This window comes from Paractinoplanes ferrugineus (assembly GCF_016862195.1).
GTDB lineage: Bacteria > Actinomycetota > Actinomycetes > Mycobacteriales > Micromonosporaceae > Actinoplanes > Actinoplanes ferrugineus.
In genome coordinates this window covers 72,651-91,489 of record NZ_BOMM01000038.1, presented here as the reverse complement: position 1 = coordinate 91,489, position 18,839 = coordinate 72,651, and the positions used below count along the sequence as shown (strand labels likewise).

Below are 18,839 nucleotides of genomic sequence, written 5' to 3'. Positions count from 1 at the left end.
GCGGGTGTGGGATTCAGAACAGCGGCGTAACAGTCAAGAAACGACAGGAGCGACCGGCGATGGCGCAGAAGACCTCGGAGAAGGGGCTCACCGGCGCGTCCGTGCCGGTGGTGACCGAGCCCGGCAACGTTCGCAACGTGGTGCTGGTGGGGCATTCGGGATCGGGCAAGACCACTCTGGTCGAGGCCCTGCTCGCCGCCACCTCGACGATCTCGCGGGCGGGCACCGTGACCGACGGCACCACGGTGACCGACCACGACCCGGCGGCGGTTCGCCAGCAGCGGTCGGTGGCGCTGGCCTGCGCCCCGCTCGTGCACCAGGGTGTGAAGATCAACCTCCTGGACACCCCCGGGTACGCCGATTTCGTCGGTGAGCTGCGCGCCGGCCTGCGGGCCGCCGACGCCGCGCTCTTCGTCGTCAGTGCGGTCGACGGCACCGACGGCGCGGAGATCGCCGATTCGACGATTCAGTTGTGGGAGGAGTGCGCCGCGGTCGGCATGCCCCGGGCGGTCGCGATCACCCGGCTCGACCACCCCCGCGCCGACTACGACGGCACCCTGCAGGCCTGTCAGGAGGCGTTCGGCGAGAACGTCATGCCGACCTACCAACCCATGCTCGACGACGACGGCCAGTCGGTGGCCGGCCTGATCGGCCTGGTGACCCTGCGGGTGCTGGACTATTCCGAGGGCTACCCGCCCCGGGTCGGCGAGGCCGAGCCGGCGCACCTCAACCCGATCACCGACGATCGCAACACGCTCATCGAGGGGATCATCGCCGAGAGCGAGGACGAGACCCTCATGGACCGCTATGTCAGCGGTGAGCTGGTCTCCACCGACACGGTGCTGGCCGACCTGGAGAAGGCGGTCGCCAAGGGCAACTTCTACCCGGTGATCCCGGTCTGCGCGGGCACCGGCGTGGGCCTCGACGCGCTGCTCGACGGCCTGGTCAGTGCGGCCCCGTCGCCGCTCGAGCACTACCTGCCGGTGGTCACCGGGGTGGACGGCTCGCCCCGCCCGCCGCTGACCTGCGACCCGGACGGCCCGCTGGTGGCCGAGGTGGTCAAGACGACGATCGACCGGCACGTGGGCCGGGTCTCGCTGGTGCGGGTGTTCTCCGGCACGCTGCGCCCTGAGCAGGTGCTGCACGTCTCGGGGCACGGGATGACCGAGCGCGGCCACCCCGACCACGACGCCGACGAGCGGGTGGCGCACATCTACTCACCGCTCGGCGCCCAACTGCGCGAGGTGCCGTTCTGCGTGGCCGGTGACCTGTGCGCGATCACCAAGTCGGGCAGTGCCGAGACCGGCGACACGCTCTCCGGCAAGGACCAGCCGCTGCTGATGGAGCCGTGGGCGATGCCGGAGCCGCTGCTGCCGATCGCGGTGGTGGCGAGGACCCGCTCCGACGAGGACGCCCTCGCCAAGAACCTCGCCCGCCTGGTGGCCGGCGATCCGACCCTGCGGCTGGAACGCCACGCCGAGACCCACCAGCTGGTGCTCTGGACGATGGGCGAGTCGCACGCGGACGTGGTGCTCGACCGGCTCCGCGCCGGCGGCGTCGAGTTGAACACCGAGCCGGTGCGGGTACCGCTGCGGGAGACCTTCGGCACCGGTGCCAAGGGCCACGGCCGGCACGTGAAGCAGTCCGGCGGCCACGGCCAGTACGCGGTCTGCGACATCGAGGTGGAGCCACTGCCGCGCGGCTCGGGTTTCCAGTTCGTCGACCGGGTGGTGGGCGGTGCGGTGCCGCACAACTACATCCCCTCGGTGGAGAAGGGCGTCCGCGCTCAGCTGGACCGCGGCCTGGTCTCCGGTTATCCGGTGGTCGACCTCAAGGTGACCCTCGTCGACGGCAAGGCGCACAGCGTCGACTCCTCGGATGCGGCCTTCCAGACCGCCGGCGCGCTGGCCCTGCGGGAGGCGGCCGCGGCCGGCCAGGTGACGCTGCTCGAGCCGATCGACGAGATCGCGGTGCGGGTTCCGGAGGTCTTCGTGGGCGCGATCATGAGCGATCTGTCCGGCCGGCGCGGTCGACCGCTCGGCTCCGAGCCCGAACCGGACGGCGCGCACTGCGTGGTGCGGGCCGAGGTGCCGGCCACCGAGCTCGTCCGCTACGCGGTGGAGCTGCGGGCCCTCTCGTCGGGCGCGGGCACCTTCACCCGCACCTACGTGCGGCACGAGCCGATGCCCGCGCACCTGGCCGAGGCGGTGCGCAAGGAACACACCGCGTGATCACAACGTGACGGCGTTGGCCGCCTCGTGCATCGGCGCCAGGATCTTGTCGATCACCTGCTCCTTGCGCGGGTGGTACTTCAGGGTCCGCATGCCGTAATTGCGCAGGGCGATCTGGAGGCGGCCACCCGGCACCATGTCCTTGGCCATCTTGCGGCCGAACTCCATGTTCTTCTCGACGTAGGGGCGCATCCTGCGCTCGTACTCGGCCAGGCCGCCCGGCGTGCCCAGCTGCTCGGCCAGAAGATGGGCACCCACCAGGGCCAAGCTTGTCCCCTGGCCGGAGGCCGGGGAAGGACAGTGCGCGGCGTCGCCCAGCAGTACCACGCGCCCGGCCGACCAGGACGGCATCTCGACCTGACTCAGCGAGTCGAAGTAGAAGTCGTCGGCCGCGTCGATCGAGGCGAGGAACCTGTCGGTCTCCCAGCCCAGACCCTGGAAAGCGGCCTTGACGAGCGCTTTCTGGGCGGCCACGGCGCGCCGGTCGTGACCGACCGGCGGCGATGCGAAGGTCATGCCGACCTTGGCGGGCTGGTCGCTGCCCATGGCATAGGCGAAGACCAGACGCCCGGGGCGGAAGAACATCACCTCGTCGCGGTCGATGCCGAGGTGGTTGGGCACGGTGAAGATCGAGATGTACGCCCCCAGGTGCACCGGCTCGACCTCCCCGAAGGCGAGTCGCCTGGTGTTCGAGTGCAGGCCGTCGGCGCCGACGACGTAGTCGAAGCGCCGGGCCGCCCCCCGCTCGAACGTCACGTCCACCCCCTCGCCGTCGTCGGTCAGGCCGGTGATCGAGTCGCCGAACACGTATTCCACGTCGGCCGCTGTCGCGTCGTGGAAGATCCGGCCGATGTCCCCGCGCATCAACTCGATGTCGTCGCCGCGCCGGCCCATCAGCAGGCTCGCCGGCAGGGCGGCGAACGGCCGGCCGGCCTTGTTCACGTAGGTGATCTGCTTCATCCCGCAGTCGTGGGCGCGGCAGACGTCGTAGACCCCGAGGCGTTTGAGCACCTCGGTGCCGGCGCCGCGGACGTCCACCTTGTAGCCGCCCTCGCGCAGGGTCGGCGCGCGCTCCACGATCGTCACGTCGAAACCGCGGCGGCGCAGGCCCAGCGCCAGGGCGGGACCGGCCACGCCGGCTCCGGAGATGAGTACCCGAGAGGTCGTCATGCCGCTACTATACAAACGTCTTACACGTTTGTATAGATGCGAGATCGGCGCGAAAGTTAAGGTGATGCACGTGGGGCACAAGGAAGATCTGCTGGCCGGGGCCAAGAAAGCGCTGTTCGAGAAGGGTTACGCCAGGACGAAGGCGCGCGACATCGTGGCGCTCTCCGGCACCAACCTCGGCTCGATCGGCTATCACTACGGCTCCACCGAGGCGCTGATGACGGCCGCGATGCTGAGCGCGATGGACGACTGGGGCAACGCCGTCTTCACCGCACTGAGCAGCGCGGGTGACGACGACGAGGATCCGATGGTCGGGTTCTGGCGGCGGATCGTCGACTCGATCACCGAGTACCGCGCGCTCTGGCTGGCCAGCGTCGAGGTGCTGATCCAGGCCGAGCACAACCCGCAACTGCGCGAGCAGCTGGCCGACGGCATCCGGCAGGGGCGGCAGGGCATGGCCGCCCTGCTCACCGGCCGGCCCGAGGATCAGCTCGACGAGCAGACGGTGCGCACGATCGGCTCGGTCCAGATGGCGCTGATGTCGGGGGTGCTCACGCAGTGGCTGGCCGATCCGGCCACCGCGCCCACCCCCGCCGAGATCGTGGCCGGGATCAGAGCGTTGACCACGCCTTCGACAGCATGAGCCGGGTGTCGCTGAGGATCTGCGGCAGCACCTTGGTCTGACCGATCACCGGCATGAAGTTGGCGTCCCCGCCCCACCGCGGCACGACGTGCTGGTGCAGATGCTCGGCGATGCCGGCGCCGGCCACCCCGCCCTGGTTCATGCCCAGGTTGAAGCCGTGCGGACGGCTCACCGAGCGGATCACCCGCATGGTCTGCCGGGTGAACGCCGCGACCTGCGCCGTCTCCTGTTCGGTGAGCTCGGTGTAATCGGCGACGTGCCGGTAGGGGCAGATCAGCACGTGTCCCGGGTTGTACGGATAGAGGTTGAGCACCGCGTAGACCAGCTCACCGCGCGCGACCACCAGGCTCTCCGCCCCGGGCAGGCCGGGGGCCAGGCAGAACGGGCAACCGTCGGGACGGGCCTCGCCGGACATGTACGGCATCCGGTGCGGCGTCCACAACCGCTCCAGGCCGTCCGGTTCGCCGGTCTCGACTCGCTGCTCCGTCACGCTCAGCAGACTATGCCACCGGCGGTCGGCGGTCAGTGTTCCGCGGCTCGTCCGCACCACCACCGAGCCGGCTTCTTAACCGGAAACAGGACGCCGGACATCAGCGCATCGGACGGTATTCGAGCACTCTGCGTGATCGAAAGGCTTCGCTCCATCACCGGTTAGGCGCCGCTCCCGCTTGGCGCTACGGTCTCTGCATGGCCACGGTGTTGCTCGTCGAGGACGATCACGTCGTGCGTGGCGCCATGCTTCGATCGTTGACCGATCGGGGCCACGCCGTGCACGCCGTGGGCACCGCGCTGGACGCACTGCGCCGGGTGGCCGCCGAGACCCCCGACCTGGTGGTGCTCGACCTGGGTCTGCCCGATCTGGACGGTTCCGACGCGTTGCGCATGCTTCGCGGCATCACCGACGTTCCGATCATCATCGCCACCGCGCGTGATGACGAGCAGACCGTGGTCCGGCTGCTCCGGGCCGGTGCCGACGACTACATGGTCAAGCCGTTCACCGGCGCCCACCTCGACGCCCGCATCGCCACGGTGCTGCGCCGGGTCGGCCGGGCCAGCCGCACCGCCCAGCCCGCCGTGCACGAGGTCGGCGAGCTGCGGGTGGACATCGGCGAGCGCAGTGCCAGCCTGGGCGACCAGGCGCTGGCGCTGACCCGCAAGGAATTCGATCTGCTGGCCTACCTGGCAGCCCGCCCGGGCCGGGTGGTCTCCCGTCGTGAGCTGTTGGAGGAGGTATGGCGACAGCCATCGGTCGGCGAGGACCAGACGATCGACGTGCACCTGTACTGGCTGCGGAGGAAACTGGGCGAATCCGCGGCGAAGCCTCGCTACCTGCGCACCGTGCGGGGGGTCGGATTCCGGTTGGTGGCGCCGGACTGAGGCCCCGGCTGGCAGCGATCACCGCGGCCACCACGGCCGTCGCCGCCCTCGCCTTCCTCGTCCCGCTCGGCTGGGAACTGCGTTCCGACAACCGTGACCAGGCCATGTCCACGGCCGAACGACACAGCGCCACGGTCGCCGGCGCGATCGCCGCGGGTACCGGTCAGAAGGGTCTGGCCGCCGCCGTCGCGGCCGCGGGTGGCGGTGCGCTCGTGCATCCGCCCACCGGCAACGTGCCCGGCCGGGTCAGCGCGGCCGAGGTGCAACGCGCGGCCGACAGCGGCGCCGTCCGCACCGTCGACATCGCCGACGGAGTGGTACGCCTCGAGCCGGTGACCGTGGCCGGCAAGACCTCGGTCGTCGAGATCTTCGTACCGTCCGCCGATCTCGACGGCGACACCGGCCGTGATTGGCTCGTGCTGCTCGGCATCGCGCTGGGCCTGGTGGTGGGTTCGGTGTTCGTGGTCGACCGGCTCGCCCGCGGCGCGGTCAGCTCGGCCCGCAACCTGGTGCAGGCCGCGCTCAAGGTCGGCGGGGGCGACCTCGGGGTGCGCATCCAGCCGTCCGGGCCGCGTGAGCTGGCCGAGGCCGGCTACGCGTTCAACCGGATGGCCGACCGCCTGGTCACCGCGCGCACCGACGAGCGCGAGTTCGTCGCCGACCTGTCGCACCGGCTGCGCACCCCGCTGACCGCGCTGCGCCTGGACGCGGAGGCGCTCGACCCGGACGACACCCAGGTCGGCATGTTCGATCAGGCCGAGCTTGACCGGCGGCGCGGCATCCGGCGCATCCGGCAGGCCATCGTGACCCTGGAGGGCGAGGTCAACGAGTTGATCAACACCACCCGGCAGGCGGTCGCGGCCCAGGTCGCGGAGACCGCCGAGGACGGCCTCTGCGACGCCAGCGAGGTCGTACGCGAACGGATGACGTTCTGGTCGGCGCTGGCCACCGACCAGAACAGGCAGTACAAAGTGATCGGTGCGCATCTGCGGATCCCGGTTCCGGTGGCCCGGGTCGAACTGGCCGCCGCCCTCGACGCGATTCTCGGTAATGTGTTCCGCTACACACCGCAGGGCACCGCGTTCGAGGTGGGCATCTCCCGGCGTGACGGCTGGGTCGCGGTGCGTGTCGACGACGCGGGGCCCGGGATCCCCGACCCGGAGAAGGCGATGCAGCGTGGCCAGAGCAACCAGGGCTCGACCGGTCTGGGACTCGACATCGCCCGCCGGGCGGCGCAGGCCGCCGGCGGTTCGGTCAGCCTCGACCGGGCGGCGATGGGCGGGGCCAGCGTGGTGATGCTGCTGTCCGACGCCGAGGCCACCCCGAAACAGGCGAACCGTTTCGGACTGGTCGGCCGGCTGGCCCGGGAACGCACCGGCAAGCCGGCCCGGTCCGAGTGAGCCCGAAGACCCCGAACGGTGCAACAGTTGCTTAGAAATGGATTAAAGGCGTTCCGCTGGCGCGGCGGGGCTGGCAGTCTTCGCAGCGATCCCATCCGGCTCTCCGGTTCAGAGCCCGCAAATCGTCCCCGCGATACGAACCGGCGGAGTCAGCGCGCGGTGCGAGGTGGCAACCCCATAGCCACCTCACACCGCGCACCCGCCAGGCAAGGAGACGAATTGTCGACCCACCGCCGGCCGTTCGCCGCGCGCGGGCACCGCCGTGGGCCGCGATCCTGGAGCCACCGGCTGTTGCCGGTCGGTCTGGGCCTCGCCGTGCTCGGCGTCGGCGGCATGGTCGGGCCGAGCATCGTCCAGGACCTCTCCGGCGACCGGTCGCAGCGGCTGGAGCTGGCGTCGGTGCCCGAGGACGACCCCGGCCAGGGGCTGATCTACGAAGGACTGCAGACGGCCAAGGCCGACGCGATCTGTGCGGGCACCTACCAACTCGACGAGCAGACCTGCACGGTCGGCCCCGAACCGGCGCCGGCCGGCCTGTCGGTGCGCCGCGACGTCACCCCGGTGACCACCAAGGCGCCCGAGCCGGTCATGCCGACGCAGGAGTCGGCGACCGTGCCGACCGACGCCGAGATCGCCCGCGACCTCGGCGGCAGTGCGCTGACCGCGGACGCCCCGGCGCTGCTGCCGGACGCGGCACCGGGCGAGGCCGACTTCATCATCGGCCCGAGTCAGGTGGCCTGCGAGGCGGACGGCCGCAGCGGCAAGCGCGTCCAGGTGCTCTACCTGCACGAGTTCGGCACGCCGTCGCGCTACACCGATTTCCTCGGCTCGATCCGCACCTGGACCGCCGGGGCCGATCAGATCTTCGACCAGAGCGCGGCCGAGACCGGCGGGTCCCGGCACGTCCGGTTCGTCACCACCCCGCAGTGCCGGGTGGACGTGGCCGAGGTGCAGCTGCCGCCGGACGCGCTGTCGTCGTTCGCGCTCAGTGTCAAGGCGCTGAGCACCCTGGGCTACAACCGCAACGACCGCAAATACCTGATGTTCGCCGATGCCAAGGTCTACTGCGGCATCGCGACCTTCATCGCCGACCGCCGGGCCGGGCTGGGCAATCGCAACAACGGCGGCCCGTCGTACGGCCGGGTCGACGCGGGTTGCTGGAGCTCGGTGATGGCGGCCCGCGAACTGACCCGCACGCTGGGCGCGGTGCTCATCGACACGCCGAACTCCAGCGGCGTCGGCGGCTGTCTCGACGAGTTCGACCTGCTCTGCGGCGAGGACCGGTCGGGCAAGAAGGTCCGCAACGTCTGTCCGAAGAAGCACGAGAACCGCCTCGACTGCGGGCACGACGACTACTTCAGCACCAACCCCAAGCCGGGCAGCTACCTCGCGAAGAACTGGAACATCGCGACCAGCGACTTCCTGCTGCGCAGCGACGGCGGCGACGACATCCCCGACGCGGAGGGCGCACCCGACCCGGCGCCGTCGGCGAGTGCGGCGCCGTCGGCCCCGGCCCCCGGTCCGACCACGGCATCGCCGGGTGCCGGCTCCGGGGCCGCGAACGGCGGCGGTGACCTCCCGCCGAGCACGACGCCCCCGCCGACCGCTGCCGAGCAGCCCACACCCTCCGGTTCCACGCAGCCGGTAGGGGCTCGGGTCGACCCGATCGCCGGTGCGCTCGTGCAGGCGCCGGTCCAGGCCGTCCTGGAGATCCGCGAGGCCGACAGCAGCTCGGTGCGGCTGCGGTGGAGCGCGGCGACGCCCACCGCGACGTACGAGGTGTGGGTGGGCGGCAAGCCGATCGCGACCACCAAGGCGACCCGGGCCCGGTTGATCGGGCTCCGGCCGGACGCGAGATATCAGGTGACGATCAAGTCCGGTTCGGCCTACACGGCGAAGGCGACGGCCGAGACCGCGCCCGCCGCCCGGCCGGCCCAGAACACCTGGTTCACCCTGACCAACGCGCTGACCGGGGGCGCCGCCGACCTGTACGCGGCGCGTACGGCCAACGGCACGCCGCTGACCCTGGCCGAGTCGGACGGCAACGCCCAGCAGCAGTGGCAGCTGGTGCCGTCCGGCAACGGCGCCTACTCGCTGGTCTCGCGGGCCACCGGCAAGTGCGTGGTGCCGGTGAACGGCAACCCGATCGCCGGCGCCCCGCTGGTGCAGGGCGATTGCGGCAGCGACGAGGGGGCCCGCTGGCAATTGCAGGCCTCGGATTATGGCTTCACCCTGCGCACCACGGTCGGTGACCTGGTGGCGGGGGTGGGAGAGCAACGCTTCGGCGCACACCGGGTGCTGGTGCTCCAGAACGGCAACGGTCAGCGCCATCAGAGCTGGACAGCGGTACCCGACTGACCGGAGGCGAACGGCGATGCGCGACACCTTGGAGCGACACCAGACCGAGCCCGATGAGGGCCCGGCCCGGTTCAACCGGCGGCGACTGATCCGCTGGGCCGCGATCCTGACCATCGGGATCGTGGTCGTGCTGGCAGTCTGGCAGGATCCGCTCTACGCGCGGTTCTGACCGGCGTAGGCGTCGATCTCGGCGAGCAGGGCTTTCTTCCCGGCCGGGGAGAGGAAGCTCTGCTCGACCGCACCCTTGGCCAGGCCGGCCACTCCGGTCGGGTCGAGGTCGAGCAGCCGGGCCGCCACGGCATATTCCGCTTCGAGGGTGGTGCCGAACATCGGCGGGTCGTCGGAGTTGATGCTCACCGGCACGCCTTTGCCGATCAGGGTCGCGAGCGGGTGCTCCTCGATGGCGGCGACCGCCCGGGTGCGTACGTTCGAGGTCGGGCTGATCTCCAGCGGGATGCGGTGCTCGGCCAGATGGTCGAGCAGCGCCTCGTCCTGGACCGCCGAGATGCCGTGCCCGATCCGCTCGGCGCCCAGCTCCCGGATGGCGTCCCAGATCGTCTCCGGCCCGGTGGTCTCGCCGGCGTGCGGCACGCTGCGCAGGCCGGCCGCCCGCGCCTTGTCGAAGTACGGCTTGAACTGCGCCCGCGGCACGCCGATCTCCGGTCCACCGAGCCCGAAACTGATCAGGCCTTCCGGCTTCTCCTCGAGCGCGATCCGCAGCGTCTCCTCGGCCGCGGGCAGGCCCGCCTCGCCGGGAATGTCGAAGCACCAGCGCAGCTCGATGCCGAAGTCGGCCGCGGCCCCGCGCCGGGCGTCCTCGATGGCCTCGCAGAAGGCGGTGGCCGGGATGCCGCGCTTGACGCTGGAGAAGGGCGTGATGGTCAGCTCGGCGTAGCGGACCTGCTGGCGCGCGAGCTCGCGGCCGACCTCGTAGGTGAGCATCCGCACGTCCTGGTCGTCGCGGATCAGGTCGACCACGGTCAGGTAGACCTCGATGAAATGGGCGAAGTCGGAGAACGCGAAGTAGTCGGCGAGCGCGGCCGGGTCGGCCGGCACCGGTGACCGGCCCTCGTGCCGGGCGGCCAGTTCGGCCACGATCCGCGGCGAGGCCGAGCCGACGTGGTGCACGTGCAGCTCGGCTTTCGGCAGTCCGGCGATGAACGAGGTCAGGTCGGTCACTCGGTCCTCCGTGTTGGTCGCGCGGTCCGGGCCACCACGAAGATGCGGCGGAACGGGAACGCTACGTGTCCGTGTGCCACCGGGTAGGCGGTGGCGAGCTCCCGGCCGAGGTCGGCGCGCAAGCTCTGCCACGCATTCTCGTCCAGGGCGGCCTTGACGGGCCGCAACGCCGTGCCTTCCATCCACCGGAGCACCGGGTGCTCGTCCCCCTCGGCCGGCAACAGATGCAGATAGGTGGTCTCCCAGGCGTCGACCCGCGCGCCGGCGGCCAGGAGCAGCTCGGCATATCCGCCGGGGTCGTCGACCGGCGCCTCCCGGGTCGTGTGGGCCACCTGATAGGCGGCGGCCAGCCGGCGCAGCAGGCGATGCGAGGGCGCGTCGAAGTTGCCGGGCACCTGCATCGCCAGCCAGGCGCCGGGCGGCAACTCGACGGCCCACCGGGCGAGCAGGTCCCGATGGCCGTCGACCCATTGCAGGGTGGCGTTGGTGATCAGCACGTCCACCTCGGGGCCGGGCCGCCAGTCACGGACGTCACCGAGCTGGAACCGGACCGGGCCGCCGGGCCCGGTCGCCTTGTCGATCATCTCCGGGGACGAGTCGATGCCGGTGACGCGGGCGGCCGGCCAGCGCTCGGCGAGGGTCCGGGTCAACTCCCCCGGGCCGCAGCCCAGGTCGACCACGGCGCGCGGACTCTCCACCAGGATTCGGCTGGTCAGGTCGAAGAAGGGCCGGGAGCGCTCGGCGCCGAAGCGCCGGTAGACGGCTGGATCCCACATCGTCGTAGACCTCCTGTACTAGCAAACCGTACGTACGTCTTGCAAGAAGATAGCAGAGAAAGGCGCTAGGGTTCGGTGGTGGAAAATCGCACCTTTTCGAGGATGGGCCGCACCGTCGGCGTGATCGGCCTGGGCGCCTGGCAACTGGGCGCCGACTGGGGCGAGGTCAGCGAGACCGACGCGCACGCGACCCTGCAAGCGGCCGTGGACGCGGGCGTCACCTTCATCGACACCGCCGACGTCTACGGCGACGGACGCAGCGAGCAGATCGTCGGCTCGTTCGTCAAGGACAAGCCGCAGCTGACAGTGGCCACCAAGATGGGCCGGCGGATGGCCCAGGAGGTCGGCAACTACACGCTCGACAACTTCCGGGCCTGGACCGACCGGTCGCGCGCCAACCTGGGCGTCGACACGCTCGACCTGGTCCAGCTGCACTGCCCGCCCACCCCGGTGTTCTCCTCCGACGAGGTCTACGACGCGCTCGACACCCTCGTCCAGGAGAAGCGCATCAAGGCCTACGGCGTGAGCGTCGAGAAGGTCGAGGAGGCGCTCGCCGCCATCGCCCGTCCGGGCACCGCCAGCGTGCAGATCATCCTGAACGCGTTCCGGCTCAAGCCGCTCGAGCGGGTGCTGCCGGCCGCGGCCGAGGCGGGCGTGGGCATCATCGCCCGGGTCCCGCTCGCCAGCGGCCTGCTGTCCGGGCGCTACGACGAGCACACCACGTTCGGCGCCGACGACCACCGCAACTACAACCGGCACGGCGAGGCGTTCGACGTCGGCGAGACGTTCGCCGGCGTCGACTTCGCGACCGGCCTCGAGGCGGTGCGGCGGTTGCGCCCGCTCGTGCCGGCCGGCGCCAGCATGGCGCAGTTCGCGCTGCGCTGGATCGTCGACCAGCCGGCCGTCACGGTCGTCATTCCCGGCGCCCGCAATCCGGAGCAGGCCGGCAACAATGCGGCCGCCGCCGGCCTGGCCCCGCTTTGGGCCGAGGCCCAAGAGGCGGTCACCGCCGTTTACGACGAGTTGATCCGGCCTTTGGTGCATGACAAATGGTGAACGAACCGGCAGAGACCGCAAAACTCAGAGGTTGGCTGCCGATGGTGATCGGTGTGCTCGTCTTGGTGCTGGGTGGACTGTGGACACTCCAGGGTCTTGACATTCTGACCGACAGCAAGATGAGCGGGAAACAGCCCTGGACATTCGTGGGCGCCGCTCTTGCCCTGTTCGGATTGATCTTGGTGGTCTACGGCGAGCGCACTCGAGCCCGCGCAAAGAGATAAGCGAAATGTAAGACAAAAGAATGAGGCCCCGCACTCTGCAGGAATGAGAGTGCGGGGCCTTGTTCAGATTTGAACCGATCTCCGCCAGGCGATCGGTGGCCGGTCACGCCGACCGGCGCGGTCGTCTCAGAGCGGGCGAACCTGCTCCGCCTGCGGGCCCTTCTGGCCCTGGGCGATCTCGAACTCGACCCGCTGGTTCTCTTCCAGACTGCGGTATCCGCTCATCTGGATGGCCGAGAAGTGGACAAACACGTCAGCACCCCCGCCGTCGACGGTGATGAAGCCGAAGCCCTTGTCCGCGTTGAACCACTTCACGGTTCCTTGCGCCATGCTGACTCTCCCTCTGAAAATGCCGGCCCTGTTCTGAAAGCGCGGGCCGTTGACCGTTTTCGAGCAGCGGCGCCGTTTGAGGCGGCCCTTCCAGAGGACGTCCCATCGCCGCGACTTCGCGACGCCGGACGACGCCTTACCGGCCGGCATCACGTGGTCTTGGCGAAAGCAGCGAACCACGTACGCAAAAACTGGCCACACTGTACCCGAAAAGGTGGCGGGAAAGCTGCCCCCGAAGAGCGACGAATAAACGTTCGCTGATACGGAAAAGGCCCCCCACTTCGCTCTCGCGAGGTGGGCGGCCGGAAACCCGTCGAACTACGCCGCCGTCGCCCGGAGGCGGGTCGAAGGCGGCGCTTCAGCGCCTCAGTCCGGCCACTGGCCGGTCAGTCGGCGAACGCTCGAGGCGCCACCGCGGTCGACGGCGGCCTTCACCAGAGCGAAGATCGCGCCCTGCAGGGCGGCCGCCGCGAGCACCTCGCCCCAGCCGCGCTCCTCGTCGGTCGCGTTGGGGGCGTCGTCATCACCCGTGGCGACCTTCCAGAGCTCCTTGAACGCGAAGCCCGCGATCGCACCGGCCCCGACACCCAGCAGGATGCCGACCGGCTTGTAGGCGATCTTTCCCAACTTGCTCAACGCTTCCTCCCGCGTATCACCAGAATGATCCCGATCACCGCGGCCACGCCGGCGATCACCAGTGGCAGTGGCACCGGCGAGGTGGCGACCGCCTCGCGGGCGCGCTCCTTGGCCAGTTCGACCTGGTCCTTGGCGCGAGCCTTGACATCGGCCTTCGCGGCCAACGCCTGCACGGTCTCGCCGAGCTCGGCGCGGGTCTGCTTGATCTCCGCCCGAAGCTCCTCGATCGAGGGCTTCGGCTGCTGCGGTTTTTCCTCAGTCGTCACGTGCGAGCGCCCTTCACTGCCGCCTTGACCTCGTCCACGTCGGCTTTAACGCTCTCGATCGCGGCCAGCGGCTCCGGCGGAACCGCCTTGGTCACCTGATTCTTGCCGATCAGCGCGAGCACGCCGGCGATCAGGAAGAGGGCGACCGTCCAGATCAGGGCGGACAGCCAGAGGGGCAGGAAGATGGCGAACACGATGATGAGAGTGGCGATCGCGGCGCCGACACCGTACAACGCCAGCACGCCGCTCGTTCCGAAGAGGCCCACACCGATGCCGGCGTGCTTGCCTTTCTCCGCGAGCTCCGCCTTGGCCAGCGCTATCTCGTCACGGACCAAACGGGAAACCTGCTCGCTGGCCCGCTGCACCAGTTCCGCGGTGGACTGTTCCGAAACCGGGCGGCCGTCCAACACATCGGACATCGTGTCCTCCTTTCCTCTCCCCAAGGCTTATGCCCTGATCAACTCGTCGTCAATCCTGTTGCAGGAAAGGTGTCAGTGCCGGGTCACCAACTCCTCCTCGGGACCGGAGAACTGGGTGCCGCGGCTCTGCCCGTCGTTGCCGCCGGAGAACACCCGGCCGTCGCTCGGGGCGTCGCCGGCCGCGTCCGTCCGCGGCACCGGCCGCGTCGGCCCGGAGTCCTGCTGAAGGTCGGCCCGGACCCGCGGCAGGCTGCCCCGGGCGTTGCGCCACACGTACGCCACCAGGCGCTCACGCACCAGGCAGCGCAGGTCGAACAATCCGCCCGCGTCCGCCGCCGAGACCAGCGCCCGCAGCCGGACCATGCCGCCCACCGCGTCCGTCACCTGCAGCACGCACACCCGGCCGTCCCACAGCTGGGACCCCTCGCAGACCGCGCGAAGCTCGGTACGCAGCGGCTCGACGTCGGTCGACCAGTCCACGTCCAGCTCGGCCGTGCCCAGGACGGCCGACCCGGTCCGGGTCCAGTTCTGGAAGGGCTTGCTGGTGAAGTACGAGGTGGGCAGCAGCAACCGCCGGTCGTCCCAGATCTGCACCGCCACGTAGGTGAGGGTCAGCTCCTCGATGCGACCCCACTCCCCCTCGACGACCACGACGTCGTCGACCCGGACCGCGTTGCTGAACGCGAGTTGCAGGCCGGCGAAGACGTTGCCGAGGGTGCTCTGCGCGGCCAGCGCGGCCACCACCGAGACCAGTCCGGCCGAGGCCAGCAGACTGGCGCCGAGAGCCCGGATGCCCGGGAACGTCATCAGCACCACGCCCAGGGCGAGCACCACGATCACGGCGACGGTGAGCCGGCGCAGGATCACCAGCTGGGTCTTGAACTTGCGGCGTTTCAGGTTGTCCGGCACGTCGGTGCGCCAGCGGGCCAGTGCGGCGTCCTCCAGGACGAGCACCAGCGCGGCGACCATCCAGGCGAAACCCGCGATGAACAGCACCACGAGCAGGTGCAGCACCGGGCCGCGGCCGGGGAATTCATCGGCCGCGGCCCGGATGGACTGCTGGATGGCGAAGACGGTGACCGTCGCCAGGAACGGATGATGCGCGGTGCGGGCCAGATCGGCCGCGAGCTCGGAACGCCGGCCCAGCCGGGCCAGGCTCCAGTGCAGGAGCTCGACGATCGCGATCGCGGCGCCGGTCGACGCCACCACCACGAGCAGGGTCATCAACAGGTGGTGCACTTGTCATCTCCTCCGATGAGAGGGGGGACCAGCGACCCACTTTGCCCCGGTGGGCGCCGCTCGCAACCCTCTCCCGGCGAGATAGGAACCGGCTCACACTTTCCGGTATTTGGCCTGGGCGAAGCAGTAGATCCCGAATGCGGCGATGCCGACGGCGATCACCGCGAGCAGCCAGACGCCCCACGGGTGACCGGCGAGGGTCTTCAGCGCGACGTCGAGACCGCGAGCCTTGTCGGGGTCGTAGGTGACGGCGGCGATGACGACCAGGATGCCGGAGATGGCGTACGCGGTGCCCTTGGCGGTGTATCCACCCATCCCGAGGCGGACCGTGGTCTTGCGGACGTTGGCCGGCATCTCCTGCATCTTCAGGCGCTTGGTGAACTTCTTCAGCAGCCCGTAGACGAAGATGCCGATGCCGACACCCAGCACCACCAGGCCGACGAAACCGACGAGCCAGCGGCCACCGGAGTGGGCCATGATGCCCGCCGACTTGGTCTCCTGGTTCTGCGCCATCGACGCGTTGGCGCCGCGCAGCACCTTCACCGCGTACCAGGCGAACGACAGGTAGAGGATCGCGCGCACGCCGGAGACGACGCGCTCGGCCACCGCTGTCTTGTCCTGCGGACCGCTCTCGCCGATGGCGGCCTCGAAGGCCTGCCAGATGGCCAGGCCGACCATCCCGATCGCGATCAGGACCAGCAGGAACTTGCCGAAACCGTTGCCGGCCAGGCTCTGCAGGGCCCCCGACTGGTCGCTCTCCTGGCCGGAGCTACCGAAGGCGAGCTGAATAGCGATCCACGCGAAGATCAGGTGGACGATGCCGTAGCCGACGAAGCCGGCGCGGGCGACCATCTCCAGCGGTTTGCTGTCGGCGGCCCGGGATGCGTTGGATTTGACGTTCGACGTGGCGGGGGACATGGCCCCCCAATTGACCGAACACGTCGTGTGACAAACATTCAGCCTTCAGACCTCTCGAGGAGGCGGTGGGGCCGGCGGTGGTCAGTTACGTGCCACCTGGAAACTGACGGTGTCACCGGTAACGCTGTCGAGTGCGACGGCGAGCCCGGCGACCTGCACGGCCTGCTGCCCCTTGGTCAACGAGATCTGCTCGCCGGCCACCTCGAGGGTGACGGTGTTGGCGTCGGCGCTCACGAATTTCGCCTCCACGCCGAGCACACTCGCGCTCGCGTTGACCTCCCGGTCGATGGTCACGGTGCACTGGTCGAGACCGCAGCTGACGTTGTCGCTGCTGCAACCGGCGAGGAACGCGAGGCTGAGGGCGGCTGAGCTGAGCGCGGCGGCGACGCGCCGGGTGGGTTTGAGCACCATTCGAGGGTACGGGCTCCGCGCGACCCTAGAGTTGGCGTCGTGAGCGAGATAGAGGTCCATGACAATCCCGAGCTGAACCGCTTCGAACTCCTGGTCGACGGCGCGATGGCCGGCCTGGCCGCCTACCGCCGGCGCGACGACGCGATCGTGGTCACCCACAGCGAGGTGGACCGCGAGTTCCGCGGTCAGGGCCTCGGCAACGAGCTGGCCCAGCGGACCCTGGACCTGATCCGGTCCCGAGGCGAAAAGGTCGTGCCCGTGTGCCCGTTCTTCGCGAAGTACGTCGCCGAGCACCCGGACTACGACGACATCGTCGTCTCCTGAGAGTCTGCGTTCCAGGGCCGCTGAGCGTCAGGCGGCCAGCGGTGCGGGAACCGGCGACCCGGCGATCAGCTCGGCGGCGGCCTTGCCCAGAGCCCTGGTCGCGCCATATGTGGAAACGTGCACACCGCCCAGCACCATGACCGGTACCCCCATCTCGACCACTATCGCGTCCGGGCGCCGCCGCACCACCTGGCTGATCACCTCGGCCAGCCAGGTGTGCCGGTGCAGGTCGCGCACGACCAGGACCAGCGCCCGGTCGTCGGCACCGGCCAGGACGGTCGCGCCCGGGTCGGTGAGCGAGGTCAGGTAGTCCTCGGTGAACCGGATCGACGTGGTGCCCGGGAGCAGGTCGTCCAGCGGGGCACTGATGCCCCACGGGGTCTCCTCGCCGACCGCGATGTTCAGCGCCGGGGCGAACTCGACCACGTGGGCCGGCTTCGAGATCGGCAGGGTCGCGGCGGCGGTCTCGGTCACCCGGACCGCTCGGCGGGCCGCCTGGAAGCCGACGGCCGAGCCGTCCGACCAGTTCTGATCAGTGACGTCGACCGGGCCGCGGGCCCGGGTGGTCCAGTCGGCGAGGCGGTGCACCCGGGCGGCCGCGTCGTAGAGACGCTCGGCCGGCAGCTCACCGTTGCGGACCGCGGCGACGATCGCGTCGCGCAGCAGGATCGCGGTTTCCTCGTCGGCCAGTCCGCCACCCACGCAGATGGCGTCGGCACCGGCCGCGATCGCGCGCACGGTCGCGCCGTCGACGCCGTACTTGCGGGCCACGCCCTGCATCTCGATGCCGTCGGTGACGATCAGGCCGGTGAAACCGAGCTCGGTGCGCAGCAGGTCGTGCAGGATCCGCCGGCTCAGGGTGGCGGGCAGGTCCGGGTCGTACGCCGGGACGAGCAGATGGCCGGTCATCACGGCCTGGACGCCGGCCTCGACGGCGGCCCGGAAGGGCAGCAGCTCGCAGGCGTCGAGCTCGGCCCGGCTGCGGCCGATCAGGGGCACGTCGTGGTGCGAGTCGACGCTCGTGTCGCCGTGGCCGGGGAAGTGCTTGGCGCAGGCGGCCACACCGGCGTTCTGGATGCCCCGGATGAACGCGGCGGAGTGGCGGGCGACCAGTTGCGGCTCGGCGCCGAACGCCCGTACGCCGATGACCGGGTTGTCGGGGTTGCTGTTGACATCCGTGTCGGGGGCGTAGTCGAGCGTGATGCCGGCGCGGGCCAGCTCGTGTCCCAGGTCGCGGGCGACCGCCTCGGTCAGCGCCGGGTCGTCGATGGCGCCGAGGGCCAGGTTGCCGGGGCGGGAGCTGCCGTGCCGCGACTCGAAGCGGGTGACGTCGCCGGCCTCCTCGTCGATCGCCACGATGACGTCGGGCCGTTCGGCCCGCAGCTGGGCGGTGAGCGCGGCGACCTGGGCCGGGCTCTCGACGTTGCGGGCGAAGAGCGCCACGCCGCCGAGTCCTTCGCCGAGCCAGCGGCGGACCCAGTCGGGTGCCGTGGTGCCGACGAAACCGGGCTGCAGAACCGCGGCCGCGAGCTTCGCCAATTCGCCTTGGTTGGGCATGGGCCCCCGTACCTCCGCCTGTCGTTGTCGCCGGCGTCTTATTGTCGTTGCGCCAATAAGCGAACGCCAGCGAATGTGCCGGACTATGGTCACACCCACTCGTCTATTTAGTCAACAAACCTTCCTATTAGATGAGAGTCGTTACCATGGCACCCGTGCTGACTCCACTGGCCGCCGGTTCCGGCGTCGACTGGTCCGAGGTCCACGCCGTACGCCTGCTGGGCGTGGCTCTGGCCGCGCTCTTCCTGCTCTGGGCGATCCGCCGGATGTTCGGCGGCAAGAAATAGCTGTTTATCGGCAACAATCGCTGGGCAAACTGGGCCAT

At 70.2% G+C, this 18,839-nt stretch carries 22 protein-coding genes; 10 read left to right on the top strand and 12 right to left on the bottom strand.

Annotated features, from left to right (window positions below):
- Positions 1 to 59: 59 nt before the first annotated feature.
- Positions 60 to 2,231 carry an elongation factor G-like protein EF-G2 gene (locus Afe05nite_RS20555; protein WP_203818768.1) on the top strand — a complete coding sequence of 724 codons (2,172 nt, stop codon included), beginning with the start codon at positions 60 to 62 and terminating at the stop codon, positions 2,229 to 2,231.
- Here Afe05nite_RS20555 and Afe05nite_RS20550 read toward each other — a convergent pair whose 3' ends face one another.
- Positions 2,232 to 3,401, bottom strand: coding sequence for an FAD-dependent monooxygenase (locus Afe05nite_RS20550; protein WP_203818767.1), 1,170 nt, complete (start codon positions 3,399 to 3,401; stop codon positions 2,232 to 2,234). It abuts the gene before it with no gap.
- Positions 3,402 to 3,465: 64 nt separating this feature from the next.
- Here Afe05nite_RS20550 and Afe05nite_RS20545 point away from each other — a divergent pair, with 64 nt between their 5' ends.
- Positions 3,466 to 4,044, top strand: coding sequence for a TetR/AcrR family transcriptional regulator (locus tag Afe05nite_RS20545; RefSeq protein ID WP_438868520.1), 579 nt, complete (start codon positions 3,466 to 3,468; stop codon positions 4,042 to 4,044).
- Here the strand turns inward: Afe05nite_RS20545 and Afe05nite_RS20540 are convergent.
- Positions 4,013 to 4,468 (bottom strand): HIT family protein, encoded by a 456-nt coding sequence (locus tag Afe05nite_RS20540; protein ID WP_203818908.1) that lies wholly within the window; start codon positions 4,466 to 4,468, stop codon positions 4,013 to 4,015. The two genes, Afe05nite_RS20545 and Afe05nite_RS20540, sit on opposite strands and share 32 nt — an antisense overlap.
- A 263-nt stretch (positions 4,469 to 4,731) precedes the next feature.
- Here Afe05nite_RS20540 and Afe05nite_RS20535 point away from each other — a divergent pair, with 263 nt between their 5' ends.
- From Afe05nite_RS20535 to Afe05nite_RS20520, 4 genes are all read left to right on the top strand, one after another.
- Positions 4,732 to 5,421, top strand: a complete 690-nt coding sequence (locus Afe05nite_RS20535; RefSeq protein ID WP_203818765.1) for a response regulator transcription factor — start codon at positions 4,732 to 4,734, stop codon at positions 5,419 to 5,421.
- Between the two features lie 104 nt (positions 5,422 to 5,525).
- Positions 5,526 to 6,821 (top strand): sensor histidine kinase, encoded by a 1,296-nt coding sequence (locus Afe05nite_RS20530; protein ID WP_239118027.1) that lies wholly within the window; start codon positions 5,526 to 5,528, stop codon positions 6,819 to 6,821.
- Between the two features lie 219 nt (positions 6,822 to 7,040).
- Positions 7,041 to 9,179 carry an RICIN domain-containing protein gene (locus Afe05nite_RS20525; protein ID WP_239118025.1) on the top strand — a complete coding sequence of 713 codons (2,139 nt, stop codon included), beginning with the start codon at positions 7,041 to 7,043 and terminating at the stop codon, positions 9,177 to 9,179.
- A gap of 16 nt (positions 9,180 to 9,195) precedes the next feature.
- Entirely contained in the window at positions 9,196 to 9,348 is a 153-nt protein-coding gene (locus tag Afe05nite_RS20520) for a hypothetical protein (RefSeq protein ID WP_203818764.1), read from the top strand.
- Here Afe05nite_RS20520 and Afe05nite_RS20515 read toward each other — a convergent pair.
- Together Afe05nite_RS20515 and Afe05nite_RS20510 are read right to left on the bottom strand one after the other, a co-directional pair.
- Positions 9,333 to 10,358 (bottom strand): adenosine deaminase, encoded by a 1,026-nt coding sequence (locus tag Afe05nite_RS20515; protein WP_203818763.1) that lies wholly within the window; start codon positions 10,356 to 10,358, stop codon positions 9,333 to 9,335. The two genes, Afe05nite_RS20520 and Afe05nite_RS20515, sit on opposite strands and share 16 nt — an antisense overlap.
- Positions 10,355 to 11,134, bottom strand: a complete 780-nt coding sequence (locus Afe05nite_RS20510) for a trans-aconitate 2-methyltransferase (protein ID WP_203818762.1) — start codon at positions 11,132 to 11,134, stop codon at positions 10,355 to 10,357. Before Afe05nite_RS20510 ends, Afe05nite_RS20515 begins: the two co-directional genes overlap by 4 nt.
- 78 nt (positions 11,135 to 11,212) lie before the next feature.
- Between Afe05nite_RS20510 and Afe05nite_RS20505 the strand changes: the two genes are divergently transcribed.
- Together Afe05nite_RS20505 and Afe05nite_RS20500 are read left to right on the top strand one after the other, a co-directional pair.
- Entirely contained in the window at positions 11,213 to 12,190 is a 978-nt protein-coding gene (locus Afe05nite_RS20505) for an aldo/keto reductase (RefSeq protein ID WP_203818761.1), read from the top strand.
- Complete coding sequence (locus tag Afe05nite_RS20500; protein WP_203818760.1) at positions 12,184 to 12,414, top strand: hypothetical protein; 231 nt, start codon at positions 12,184 to 12,186, stop codon at positions 12,412 to 12,414. Before Afe05nite_RS20505 ends, Afe05nite_RS20500 begins: the two co-directional genes overlap by 7 nt.
- A gap of 126 nt (positions 12,415 to 12,540) precedes the next feature.
- On the opposite strand, the gene Afe05nite_RS20495 is transcribed toward Afe05nite_RS20500, so the two are convergent.
- The 7 genes from Afe05nite_RS20495 to Afe05nite_RS20465 all read right to left on the bottom strand — a co-directional run bounded on the left by Afe05nite_RS20495 (position 12,541) and on the right by Afe05nite_RS20465 (position 16,633).
- Complete coding sequence (locus Afe05nite_RS20495; protein WP_030440218.1) at positions 12,541 to 12,744, bottom strand: cold-shock protein; 204 nt, start codon at positions 12,742 to 12,744, stop codon at positions 12,541 to 12,543.
- Positions 12,745 to 13,110: 366 nt separating this feature from the next.
- Complete coding sequence (locus Afe05nite_RS20490; protein WP_203818759.1) at positions 13,111 to 13,380, bottom strand: DUF4235 domain-containing protein; 270 nt, start codon at positions 13,378 to 13,380, stop codon at positions 13,111 to 13,113.
- Positions 13,377 to 13,646, bottom strand: coding sequence for a DUF3618 domain-containing protein (locus Afe05nite_RS20485; RefSeq protein WP_239118023.1), 270 nt, complete (start codon positions 13,644 to 13,646; stop codon positions 13,377 to 13,379). Before Afe05nite_RS20485 ends, Afe05nite_RS20490 begins: the two co-directional genes overlap by 4 nt.
- The gene (locus Afe05nite_RS20480) at positions 13,643 to 14,065 is read right to left on the bottom strand and encodes a phage holin family protein (protein ID WP_203818758.1); all 423 of its coding nucleotides are present in this window, start codon (positions 14,063 to 14,065) and stop codon (positions 13,643 to 13,645) included. The genes Afe05nite_RS20485 and Afe05nite_RS20480 overlap by 4 nt, the downstream gene beginning before the upstream one ends.
- Before the next feature lie 72 nt (positions 14,066 to 14,137).
- The gene (locus Afe05nite_RS20475; RefSeq protein WP_203818757.1) at positions 14,138 to 15,304 is read right to left on the bottom strand and encodes a mechanosensitive ion channel family protein; all 1,167 of its coding nucleotides are present in this window, start codon (positions 15,302 to 15,304) and stop codon (positions 14,138 to 14,140) included.
- 93 nt (positions 15,305 to 15,397) lie between these two features.
- Positions 15,398 to 16,222 carry a DUF1206 domain-containing protein gene (locus tag Afe05nite_RS20470; RefSeq protein ID WP_203818756.1) on the bottom strand — a complete coding sequence of 275 codons (825 nt, stop codon included), beginning with the start codon at positions 16,220 to 16,222 and terminating at the stop codon, positions 15,398 to 15,400.
- 81 nt (positions 16,223 to 16,303) lie between these two features.
- Positions 16,304 to 16,633 carry a hypothetical protein gene (locus tag Afe05nite_RS20465; RefSeq protein ID WP_203818755.1) on the bottom strand — a complete coding sequence of 110 codons (330 nt, stop codon included), beginning with the start codon at positions 16,631 to 16,633 and terminating at the stop codon, positions 16,304 to 16,306.
- A 39-nt stretch (positions 16,634 to 16,672) separates the two neighbouring features.
- Between Afe05nite_RS20465 and Afe05nite_RS20460 the strand changes: the two genes are divergently transcribed.
- Positions 16,673 to 16,957, top strand: a complete 285-nt coding sequence (locus Afe05nite_RS20460) for a GNAT family N-acetyltransferase (protein WP_203818754.1) — start codon at positions 16,673 to 16,675, stop codon at positions 16,955 to 16,957.
- A 27-nt stretch (positions 16,958 to 16,984) separates the two neighbouring features.
- On the opposite strand, the gene Afe05nite_RS20455 is transcribed toward Afe05nite_RS20460, so the two are convergent.
- On the bottom strand, positions 16,985 to 18,514 hold the full coding sequence (locus Afe05nite_RS20455) for a glycoside hydrolase family 3 protein (RefSeq protein ID WP_203818753.1): 1,530 nt from the start codon (positions 18,512 to 18,514) through the stop codon (positions 16,985 to 16,987).
- Between the two features lie 155 nt (positions 18,515 to 18,669).
- Here Afe05nite_RS20455 and Afe05nite_RS44605 point away from each other — a divergent pair, with 155 nt between their 5' ends.
- Positions 18,670 to 18,801 (top strand): hypothetical protein, encoded by a 132-nt coding sequence (locus Afe05nite_RS44605; protein WP_275407494.1) that lies wholly within the window; start codon positions 18,670 to 18,672, stop codon positions 18,799 to 18,801.
- Positions 18,802 to 18,839: the final 38 nt, after the last annotated feature.

Excerpts from the sequence above, each read along its gene's own strand:
- Afe05nite_RS20555 (WP_203818768.1), top strand. The coding sequence starts at position 60 with ATGGCGCAGAAGACCTCGGAGAAGGGGCTCACCGGCGCGTCCGTGCCG.
- Afe05nite_RS20455 (WP_203818753.1), bottom strand. The coding sequence starts at position 18,514 with ATGCCCAACCAAGGCGAATTGGCGAAGCTCGCGGCCGCGGTTCTGCAG.
- Afe05nite_RS20530 (WP_239118027.1), top strand. The coding sequence starts at position 5,526 with ATGTCCACGGCCGAACGACACAGCGCCACGGTCGCCGGCGCGATCGCC.
- Afe05nite_RS20465 (WP_203818755.1), bottom strand. The coding sequence starts at position 16,633 with ATGGTGCTCAAACCCACCCGGCGCGTCGCCGCCGCGCTCAGCTCAGCC.
- Afe05nite_RS20545 (WP_438868520.1), top strand. The coding sequence starts at position 3,466 with ATGCACGTGGGGCACAAGGAAGATCTGCTGGCCGGGGCCAAGAAAGCG.
- Afe05nite_RS20550 (WP_203818767.1), bottom strand. The coding sequence starts at position 3,401 with ATGACGACCTCTCGGGTACTCATCTCCGGAGCCGGCGTGGCCGGTCCC.
- Afe05nite_RS20535 (WP_203818765.1), top strand. The coding sequence starts at position 4,732 with ATGGCCACGGTGTTGCTCGTCGAGGACGATCACGTCGTGCGTGGCGCC.
- Afe05nite_RS20470 (WP_203818756.1), bottom strand. The coding sequence starts at position 16,222 with ATGTCCCCCGCCACGTCGAACGTCAAATCCAACGCATCCCGGGCCGCC.
- Afe05nite_RS20495 (WP_030440218.1), bottom strand. The coding sequence starts at position 12,744 with ATGGCGCAAGGAACCGTGAAGTGGTTCAACGCGGACAAGGGCTTCGGC.
- Afe05nite_RS20480 (WP_203818758.1), bottom strand. The coding sequence starts at position 14,065 with ATGTCCGATGTGTTGGACGGCCGCCCGGTTTCGGAACAGTCCACCGCG.
- Afe05nite_RS20520 (WP_203818764.1), top strand. The coding sequence starts at position 9,196 with ATGCGCGACACCTTGGAGCGACACCAGACCGAGCCCGATGAGGGCCCG.
- Afe05nite_RS20510 (WP_203818762.1), bottom strand. The coding sequence starts at position 11,134 with ATGTGGGATCCAGCCGTCTACCGGCGCTTCGGCGCCGAGCGCTCCCGG.
- Afe05nite_RS20540 (WP_203818908.1), bottom strand. The coding sequence starts at position 4,468 with ATGCCGTACATGTCCGGCGAGGCCCGTCCCGACGGTTGCCCGTTCTGC.
- Afe05nite_RS20500 (WP_203818760.1), top strand. The coding sequence starts at position 12,184 with ATGGTGAACGAACCGGCAGAGACCGCAAAACTCAGAGGTTGGCTGCCG.